At 69.2% G+C, this 7,703-nt stretch carries 12 protein-coding genes and 1 tRNA gene; 10 read left to right on the top strand and 3 right to left on the bottom strand.

Going from position 1 to position 7,703, the window contains the following annotated elements:
* Positions 1 to 1,164: M48 family metalloprotease (locus RMP08_RS05300; protein WP_310467954.1), on the top strand; the 1,164-nt coding region annotated here is incomplete at its 5' end.
* A 54-nt stretch (positions 1,165 to 1,218) separates the two neighbouring features.
* On the opposite strand, the gene RMP08_RS05295 is transcribed toward RMP08_RS05300, so the two are convergent.
* Together RMP08_RS05295 and RMP08_RS05290 are read right to left on the bottom strand one after the other, a co-directional pair.
* On the bottom strand, positions 1,219 to 1,398 hold the full coding sequence (locus RMP08_RS05295; protein WP_310467953.1) for a Flp family type IVb pilin: 180 nt from the start codon (positions 1,396 to 1,398) through the stop codon (positions 1,219 to 1,221).
* 86 nt (positions 1,399 to 1,484) lie between these two features.
* A complete protein-coding gene (locus RMP08_RS05290) occupies positions 1,485 to 2,261 on the bottom strand; it encodes an SAM-dependent methyltransferase (protein WP_310467952.1) in 777 nt (258 codons plus the stop codon).
* Between the two features lie 42 nt (positions 2,262 to 2,303).
* Between RMP08_RS05290 and RMP08_RS05285 the strand changes: the two genes are divergently transcribed.
* The 7 genes from RMP08_RS05285 (at position 2,304) to folE (ending at position 6,515) form a co-directional block, all read left to right on the top strand.
* Positions 2,304 to 3,044: a ComF family protein gene (locus tag RMP08_RS05285; RefSeq protein WP_310467951.1), complete on the top strand. Its 741-nt coding sequence runs from the start codon at positions 2,304 to 2,306 to the stop codon at positions 3,042 to 3,044.
* A 10-nt stretch (positions 3,045 to 3,054) separates the two neighbouring features.
* Positions 3,055 to 3,315, top strand: coding sequence for a glutaredoxin 3 (gene grxC, locus RMP08_RS05280; protein ID WP_310467950.1), 261 nt, complete (start codon positions 3,055 to 3,057; stop codon positions 3,313 to 3,315).
* A gap of 2 nt (positions 3,316 to 3,317) precedes the next feature.
* Complete coding sequence (locus RMP08_RS05275; RefSeq protein ID WP_310467949.1) at positions 3,318 to 4,145, top strand: carbon-nitrogen hydrolase family protein; 828 nt, start codon at positions 3,318 to 3,320, stop codon at positions 4,143 to 4,145.
* Between the two features lie 62 nt (positions 4,146 to 4,207).
* Positions 4,208 to 4,284: transfer RNA gene (locus RMP08_RS05270), tRNA-Arg, on the top strand.
* A 17-nt stretch (positions 4,285 to 4,301) separates the two neighbouring features.
* Positions 4,302 to 4,595 (top strand): DUF6356 family protein, encoded by a 294-nt coding sequence (locus tag RMP08_RS05265; protein WP_310467948.1) that lies wholly within the window; start codon positions 4,302 to 4,304, stop codon positions 4,593 to 4,595.
* Positions 4,585 to 5,907, top strand: a complete 1,323-nt coding sequence (locus tag RMP08_RS05260; RefSeq protein WP_310467947.1) for an FAD/NAD(P)-binding protein — start codon at positions 4,585 to 4,587, stop codon at positions 5,905 to 5,907. The genes RMP08_RS05265 and RMP08_RS05260 overlap by 11 nt, the downstream gene beginning before the upstream one ends.
* Complete coding sequence (gene folE, locus RMP08_RS05255; protein WP_310467946.1) at positions 5,904 to 6,515, top strand: GTP cyclohydrolase I FolE; 612 nt, start codon at positions 5,904 to 5,906, stop codon at positions 6,513 to 6,515. The genes RMP08_RS05260 and folE overlap by 4 nt, the downstream gene beginning before the upstream one ends.
* A gap of 97 nt (positions 6,516 to 6,612) precedes the next feature.
* Here the strand turns inward: folE and RMP08_RS05250 are convergent, their stop codons facing one another.
* Positions 6,613 to 6,903, bottom strand: a complete 291-nt coding sequence (locus RMP08_RS05250; protein ID WP_310467945.1) for a hypothetical protein — start codon at positions 6,901 to 6,903, stop codon at positions 6,613 to 6,615.
* Between RMP08_RS05250 and RMP08_RS05245 the strand changes: the two genes are divergently transcribed.
* Together RMP08_RS05245 and RMP08_RS05240 are read left to right on the top strand one after the other, a co-directional pair.
* Positions 6,903 to 7,295 carry a hypothetical protein gene (locus RMP08_RS05245; RefSeq protein ID WP_310467944.1) on the top strand — a complete coding sequence of 131 codons (393 nt, stop codon included), beginning with the start codon at positions 6,903 to 6,905 and terminating at the stop codon, positions 7,293 to 7,295. The genes RMP08_RS05250 and RMP08_RS05245 overlap by 1 nt on opposite strands.
* Before the next feature lie 61 nt (positions 7,296 to 7,356).
* Positions 7,357 to 7,623: a hypothetical protein gene (locus tag RMP08_RS05240; RefSeq protein ID WP_310467943.1), complete on the top strand. Its 267-nt coding sequence runs from the start codon at positions 7,357 to 7,359 to the stop codon at positions 7,621 to 7,623.
* Positions 7,624 to 7,703 lie beyond the last annotated feature (80 nt).

Here is a 7,703-nt window from a genome sequence, read left to right as displayed (position 1 = left end):
CAGCTGATGGCGCTGATGGACAATGAGGCCGAGCTCGCCTTCGCGCTCGGCCATGAGGTCGGCCATATCGCCGCCAACCACGCCCAGGCGCGCCAGTCGACCACCACCCGCAACAGCATTTTGGGCGTGCTCGGCGCGGTGCTCGGCGGCGTGCTCGGCAACAACGCGTTCGGCAATCTGATTTCGCGCGGCGCGCAGCAGGCGGCGCAGATGGCCACCTTGGGCTTCTCGCGCGACCAGGAATATCAGGCCGACACGCTCGGGCTGCGCTATTTGATCGCGGCCGGCTACGACCCCGCCGGCGGCCCCGGAATCCTCGCCGCGCTCGGCCGCTCGTCGGCGCTCGAGGCGCGGCTGCAGGGCCGCGACAGCCGCCAGCTGCCGGAATGGGCGAGCACCCACCCGCTGAGCGAAAACCGCTCGCAAAAGGCGCTCGCCGAGGCCCGCGCCACCGGCCGCCTCGGCACCGGCACCCGCAACCGCGACCAGTTCCTCGCCCAGCTCGAGGGCGTCTACGTCGACGACGACCCCGCCCAGGGCGTCATCGAGGGGCGCTATTTCACCCACCCCGACCTGCGCATCCAATTCGCCGTGCCGCAGGGCTTCCTGATGCAGAACAGCACCAGCGCGGTGTCGATCAAGGGCTCGTCCGGGCAGGCCCAGTTCAGCGGCGGCCGCTACAGCGGCAGCCTCGAGAATTACATGCTGGCGGTGCTTCGCGAGCTGACCGGCGGGCGCCAGCAATTGGCGATGTCGCCGCCGCAGCGGACCCGCATCAACGGCCTCGACGCCGCCTACACCATCGCCCGCGCCAACACCTCGTCGGGCACGGTCGATGTCGGGGTGATGGCCTATCAATGGGACCGCGACACGGTCTACCACTTCGTCACGCTGACCCGCGGCGGCTACGGCTTCGGCCCGCTCGAGCCGATGATCAACTCGCTGCGCCGGATCACCCCCAACGAGGCGGCGGCGATCCGCCCCAAGGTGATCGACGTGGTGACGGTGCGGCCGGGCGACAGCGTGCAGTCGCTCGCCGGGCGCATGGCCTACCGCGATTTCCAGGTCGAGCGCTTCGCCTCATTGAACGGGCTCGCGCCGAACGCCCGGCTGGTGCCGGGCCAGAAGGTCAAGCTGGTGGTGTATGGCGCGCGGCGGGGCTGACGTCCGCCCCCTCACGCGGCGTAGACGCTGATCGGCAACCCCGCGCGCGGCGAACTAGCTGTTCTGCACCTCGGAATTGACCTTGGTCCACATTCCGCCGGCACCGCCGCCAAGGGCTTTGAGCCCGCCCATCATGCCAATGATGATGAGCGAGGCGATTAGCCCATATTCGATCGCAGTGGCTCCCTTGCTATCGCGAAAGAGCCTGCGCAACATTGTCCGGATAGCGCTCACGCCACCCTCCTCTGGTCCACGTCCACAGTGGAGCAAATAGCAGCCTTGGGTTAACGAGACATTCCGAGCGTTCGGTTAACGCGGCTTCAGCCATGTCCCGCGGCCGGTGGCGTCCAGGCGGCGAAATGGAGCAGCTCGAACCGCTCGGGCTGATCGGCGGCAAATTCCTTGCGCGCCGCGGCAAGTGCCGGGCGGGACAGCGGATTTCTTGGCCTTGCCGCGAGCAGATTGGTCGCCGCCATGCGCCTGAGGTCGGCAACCAGCGCGTCGAGCGAGCGGTACGACACCGGGATGCGGTCGACGTCGACCACCGGCATCGCGAACCCCGCCGCCGACAACAGCCCGGCCAATGCGCCGGGCTCGATTCGCGGGTGGACGTGGGGCGCTGCTGCGCCGGTCACCGCATCGGCGGCGCGCATCGCCGCGCGCAGCCGCGGCAGCGTGTCACCGCCGGCCATGGCGCCGATCAACAGGCTGTCCGCTCCGAGGCCGAGGGCGAGCCGCAGCAGGGCAGCCGGCAAATCGTTGACGGTGTCGAGGCAGCCGACGGTGACGCACAGGTCGTAGGCTCCCGGCGTGAGCGCCAATTGCTCCTCGTCCGCCAACTCGCCCCCCGCGGCGCGCGCGAAGGCAGGGCCGGGGTCCAGCACATCGACATGATCGGCCAGCTCCTTCAGCCGCGCCGGCCAGGCCGGGTCGGGGCAGCCGATCAGCAGCGCCGAGCGGAAGCGGCGGCGGATTGGCGCCAGGCGGTCGCAAATGTCGGCGAAGGCGCGCTCGAGGACGAACAATTCCACGCCCGCCCGCGCGGCGCGGTCGCGGCGCATGGCGCGCAACACAGGATCGAACAGCGGGGCCGCCATCGCTGCGCTTGTGCGACGCGGCCGGGTGCGCGACAAGCCGTCATGGCCGGGCGGTCGCCATTTGCAGCACTGTGGGCGTGGGCGCTCGATTTCGCGCTGCCGCCGCGCTGCCCCGGCTGCGGCACCATCGTCGATGCCATCCACAGTTTCTGTTCCGAGTGCTGGACCCAGCTCGATTTCCTTGGGCCCGGCGGGTGCGCCAGCTGCGGCATGCCGCTCGAAGGCACTGATTTCCAGACCTGCGCGGTGTGCCTGGCGCGGCCGCCGCGGATCGCCCGCGCCCGCGCCCTGGTCGCCTATGACGAGCTGTCGCGGCGGCTCGTGATCAAGCTCAAATACGGCCGCAAGGTCGCGCTCGCCAAAACCATGGCGCGCTACATGGCGCCGTTGCTCGATGCGCTGCCGCCCGATGCCGTGCTCGTCCCCGTGCCATTGCACCGGCAGCGGCTGTGGCAACGCGGGTTCAACCAGGCGGCAATCCTCGCTCGCGAGCTGTCGAAGCGCGTCGCGATCCCGACTGAAACCGGCCTGCTCAAGCGGATCAAGCGCACCCCCCCGCTCAAGGGGATGAACCGCCTCCAGCGGCGGCGCGCGGTGGCCGGCGCGTTCCAGGCGGCCGGCGCGGCGGAGCTTCGCGGGCGCACCGTCGTTCTAGTCGATGACGTGCTGACCACCGGCAGCACCGCCAACGCCTGCGCGCGCGCCCTCAGGCGGGCCGGCGCGGCAAGGGTCGACCTTGTCAGCTGGGCGCGGGTGGTGCGGCCGGCGCATCTGTCGAGCTGAAGGAGGCCGCGTGTCCAAGGTTGAGATTTTCGTGAAGACCACCTGTCCCTACTGCATCCGGGCGCGGCAGCTGCTCGACCGCAAGGGCGTCGAGTATAAGCTGCGGGTGATCGATTTCGGTGGGCCCGATCGCGCCGAGATGATCGAGCGCGCGGGTGGCCGCTCGACCGTGCCGCAGGTGTTCATCGGCCAGCGCCATGTCGGCGGGTGCGACGATTTGATGCGGCTCGAGGACAGCGGCAAGCTCGACGACCTGCTCGCCGCGGCGTGAGCATGGCGCGGATCGCCTTGTTCCAATCGCGCACCGGGATCGACCCGGCGGCCAATGCCGCCGCGCTGGTGGCGGCGATCGACGAGGCGGCGGCGGGCGGGGCGGCAATGCTGTTCACGCCCGAAATGTCGGGGCTGCTCGACCGTGATGCCAAGCGCGCGGCGGCGAGCATCCAGCCGCCGGAGGAGGATCAGGCGCTCGCCGCGTGCCGCGCGGCGGCGAAGGTTCATGGACTGTGGCTGCACATCGGCTCGCTCGCGGTGCGCGGCGAGGGCGGCAAGGTCGCCAACCGCGGGTTCGTGATCGATGCGGCTGGCGAGATCCGCGCGACCTACGACAAGATCCATTTGTTCGATGTCGATCTGCCGAGCGGCGAGAGCTGGCGCGAATCCTCGGTCTATAGCGCGGGGGCCGGAGCGGTGGTGGTCGAGGGGACGCCGGTCGGCGCGCTCGGCCTTACGATCTGCTACGATTTGCGCTTCCCGGCGCTGTTCGCGGCGCTGGCGGAGGCCGGGGCGCAGGTGATTGCGGTCCCGGCCGCGTTCACGGTGCCGACCGGGAAAGCGCATTGGGAAGTGCTGTTGCGGGCGCGCGCGATCGAGGCCGGCCTGTTCGTCGTCGCCGCTGCCCAGCACGGCAGCCATGACGACGGGCGCCACACCTACGGCCACTCGCTGGTGATCGACCCGTGGGGCGAGGTACTGCTCGACGCGGGGGAGGCGTCCGGGGTCGAGTTCGCCGAGATCGACCTCGCGCGGATCGACGAGGTGCGCGCGCGGGTTCCGGCGCTCGCCCACCGCCGCCCAATCCCCGCGGTGGCGCGGCGGTGACCCGCAAGCCCGCCTGGCGAATTGATAATGACGGCGGCGGCCCTTATCCACGCTCGCGGATCGGCTCCGTAGCTCAGCAGGATAGAGCAACGGTTTCCTAAACCGCAGGTCGGGGGTTCGAGTCCCTCCGGGGCCACCACAATGAAGGGCAGGGCGATGGCTGGGGTAGGGCACAAGCTGGACGGGGAACAGGCGCGCGGCGGTCTAGTGGCGCGGATGTTCCGCGAGCACCCGCAATCGCTCGGTATGAGCTGGCTCGGCCATGGCGTCGGGGCGCTGCGCATCGGCGGCCAGCTGATCGCGGCGGGGACCGCGTGCGTCGTGCACGCGATCGTGCCGGGCTGGTTCACCCAGACCGCCGGGCGGACGGTCGATCGGTTGCACCAGCAGATGGTCCACCGCCGCGCCGGGTCGCACGATCCCGACCAGTGGCCCGACTATGAAATCTGACCGGCGGGCGCCGGTCGCGATCATTGGCGGCGGCTTTTCGGGGACCATGCTGGCCGCGCAACTCGCCCGCCGCGGGATTGGCTCCATGCTGATCGACGGCAGCGGCCGCGCCGGGCTCGGCACTGCCTATTCGACCGCGGAGCCGGCGCACCTGCTCAACGTGCGCGCGGAGGGGATGAGTGCGTGGCCCGACGCACCGGGGGATTTTGCGGACTATTTCGTGGCCGAGGGGGGCGACGCGCGCGGGTTCGCTGAGCGGCGGCTGTTCGGGCGTTATTTGCGTGGCATTCTCGACGGCGCGGTGGCGAGTGGCCACGTCGATGTGATCGAGAGCAGCGCGGTCGCGGCAGATCGCGGCGACGGCGGGTGGGTTGTCACGCTCGACGATGGCCGCACGCTCGCGGCAAATGTGCTGGCGCTGGCCAACGGCAACCAGCCGCCCGAGCCGATGCGCGGGTTCGAAGCGGCGGGGCCGCGCTTCATCGGCAATCCGTGGGGGTCGGAGGCCAAGGCGGCGGTGGCCGCGCTGGCGGCGGACGGCGGCGATGCGCTGGTGATCGGCACCGGCCTGACCATGGTCGACACCGTGCTGTCTCTCGCTGCCGCCGGGCATCAGGGCCGCATCGTCGCGGTGTCGCGGCGCGGACTGATCCCGCGCGGGCACGCCGAATTTTCGCCGGCGCCGGTGGCTGCCGAGGAGGTGCCGCACGGCGACCTGGTCGCGCTGTGGCGCTGGTTGCGGCGGCGGGCGGGTGAGGTTGGGTGGCGCGCCGCGGTCGATGGCCTGCGTCCCTACAGCGCCGCTCTGTGGCAGGCGCTCGACGAGGCGCAGCAGCGCCGCTTCCTGCGCCACGCGCGGCCGTGGTGGGATGTCCACCGCCACCGCATCGCGCCCGAGGTGTCCGCGATGCTGCGCGAGCTGGTCGCGGCGGGGCGGCTGGAAATCGTCGCCGGGCGGATCGGCGACGTGCGCAGCGGCGACGGCTGCCTCGAAGTCGCCATCCGCCGCCGCGGTCGCCCGGCACAATCAGTTTACGAATCAATAGCTTACGCGTTCAATTGCACCGGCCCGCTCGGCGCCATCGAACGCACCCGCGATCCCCTCCTGCGCGGGCTGCTCGACGCCGGCCTGGTCACCCCCGACGTGCATGGCATGGGCCTCGCCATCGACGATCGCAATCGCGCCGGTCAGATGGTGCGCGCAGTGGGTCCCCTGACCAAAGGACGCTATTGGGAAATCGTCGCGGTCCCCGATATCAGGGGCCAGGCGGCGGCGGTCGCGGCCGACATAGCAGCGGAGCTGGAGCGATGAGCGGCACCCCCGAAGACGGCGACCTGGTTGCCCCCGAGCCCGCGGTGGCGGTGCCGGCCGAGGTTGCCGAGGCGGTGCGCACGCTGATCCGCTGGGCCGGCGACGATCCCGATCGCGAGGGCCTGCTCGACACTCCGCGGCGGGTGGCGCGGGCGTGGCGCGAATACGCCCGCGGCTATGCCGATGACCCCGTGGCGCATTTGGCACGGACATTCGACGAGGTGGGCGGGTACGACGAAATCGTGCTGCTCAAGGACATTCCGTTCCAAAGCCACTGCGAACATCATCTGGCGCCGATCATCGGGAAGGCCGCGATCGCCTATCTGCCGGGCAATAAAGTGGTTGGAATCAGCAAGTTAGCGCGCGTCCTCCACGCCTTCGCGCGGCGCCTGCAAGTGCAGGAACGATTGACCGCGCAAGTCGCCGACTGCATCTGGGAGCACCTCCAGCCCAAGGGCGTCGCGGTGGTGATCGAGGCGAGCCACGCGTGCATGACCGCGCGCGGGGTCGGCACGCCCGGAGTGATGATGACCACCAGCCGCATGATGGGGATCTTCCGCAGCGACGAGCGCAGCCGGCGCGAGGTGCTGGCGCTGATGGGCTACTAGGGGTTTCGGCGAAAGTGGTACTTTCGTCGAGGCGAGACGGAATTGCTCCAGCGCGGAGTGAATCCGCGCTTCACAATGCGTTGTTTGAGATGCGGTGCTAAGCGGCGAGGAGGGCTTCGATACGCTCGAGCTCGCGGGCGAACTCGAACCGCAGCTGCTCGGCCTCGTCGTCGGGCAGCCAATTGGCCATCTGCGGAAAGACGACCTGGTGGTAGCGATGGGTGCGGCGGTCCCACGGCGCCTCGTCGCGCGCCGACCGGGCGAGCGCGAGCAATGCCAGCAGTTCGGCGCGGACTTCTTCGGGATCGACCTTGGTCGGGTCGGGGCGCGTATCTTCCAGCCCCAGGCCGAGCTGTGATGGTCCAAAGAGATCGGGTTCGTCAGTCATTGCAGGCCCCAATTCGCCGGCATCAGGCCGAGTTCGTTGCGGGTGAGAGTATGAGTCGTGGCTTCAGCCACCACAAGGCCGGCTTCGCCAAAACGGTGGATAAGCCTGCGATTGAGGCAGAACTAACAGGGAACAAATGTTCGACCTGCGCGTCTTTTTTGATGAGGGCGAAGGAGGCCTCCGCAATGGCGAAGAATACGGGCGAAGGGCATCGCGACGGCGCGGTCGACGAGCGCACGCAGGTCGAAAATCCGAAGACCGGCGATCACGTGAAGCGCAACCGCGACCATGACAGCGATAGCGATGGTGAATTCATGGACGTCAAGGAAGACGGCGAGAAGTTCAAGGGCGTCGCGGAAGAGCCGGACGAACGGCGCAAGGGCGGATCCTAGACCCTCGACTAGCGGCAACCGCGCCGTCTAAGCTTCGCGCGCTCGGGAATGCGGGGTGCGCGTGACGGTCGACGAATTTATCGAGGAATGGTGGGGCAAGCCGGGCGGATCGGAGCGGTCCAATTTTGCGCCATTCATTTTCGACCTTTGCGACCTTTTGGGTGAAAAGCGTCCGGGCCAATCCGAACAGGGTAAGCTGGGCGACTATGAGTTTGAAGGCGCCGTCCCGAAGGGTTCGTTTCGATCGCTCGACGCTCGCGGCGCGATTGGGGCGAAGAATGGGCGGGGAGATCGCTCAGTCCATCCGAGATCGTCGCACGACTCGTAGCCCTCAATCACGCGCGCGCTGCCGAAGAGGCGCAAGGACAAATACGTTGGCTGCGACCGAACTACCAAGAGCCCCGGTTT

This window comes from Sphingomonas sp. (assembly GCF_031426035.1).
Taxonomy (GTDB): domain Bacteria; phylum Pseudomonadota; class Alphaproteobacteria; order Sphingomonadales; family Sphingomonadaceae; genus Sphingomicrobium.
This window is presented reverse-complemented; position numbering and strand designations above follow the sequence as displayed.

What these genes read in the sequence shown, in the direction of transcription:
- RMP08_RS05260 (WP_310467947.1), top strand. Translation starts at nt 4,585, where the DNA reads ATGAAATCTGACCGGCGGGCGCCGGTCGCGATCATTGGCGGCGGCTTT.
- folE (WP_310467946.1), top strand. Translation starts at nt 5,904, where the DNA reads ATGAGCGGCACCCCCGAAGACGGCGACCTGGTTGCCCCCGAGCCCGCG.
- RMP08_RS05290 (WP_310467952.1), bottom strand. Translation starts at nt 2,261, where the DNA reads ATGGCGGCCCCGCTGTTCGATCCTGTGTTGCGCGCCATGCGCCGCGAC.
- RMP08_RS05250 (WP_310467945.1), bottom strand. Translation starts at nt 6,903, where the DNA reads ATGACTGACGAACCCGATCTCTTTGGACCATCACAGCTCGGCCTGGGG.
- RMP08_RS05265 (WP_310467948.1), top strand. Translation starts at nt 4,302, where the DNA reads ATGGCTGGGGTAGGGCACAAGCTGGACGGGGAACAGGCGCGCGGCGGT.
- RMP08_RS05275 (WP_310467949.1), top strand. Translation starts at nt 3,318, where the DNA reads ATGGCGCGGATCGCCTTGTTCCAATCGCGCACCGGGATCGACCCGGCG.
- RMP08_RS05285 (WP_310467951.1), top strand. Translation starts at nt 2,304, where the DNA reads ATGGCCGGGCGGTCGCCATTTGCAGCACTGTGGGCGTGGGCGCTCGAT.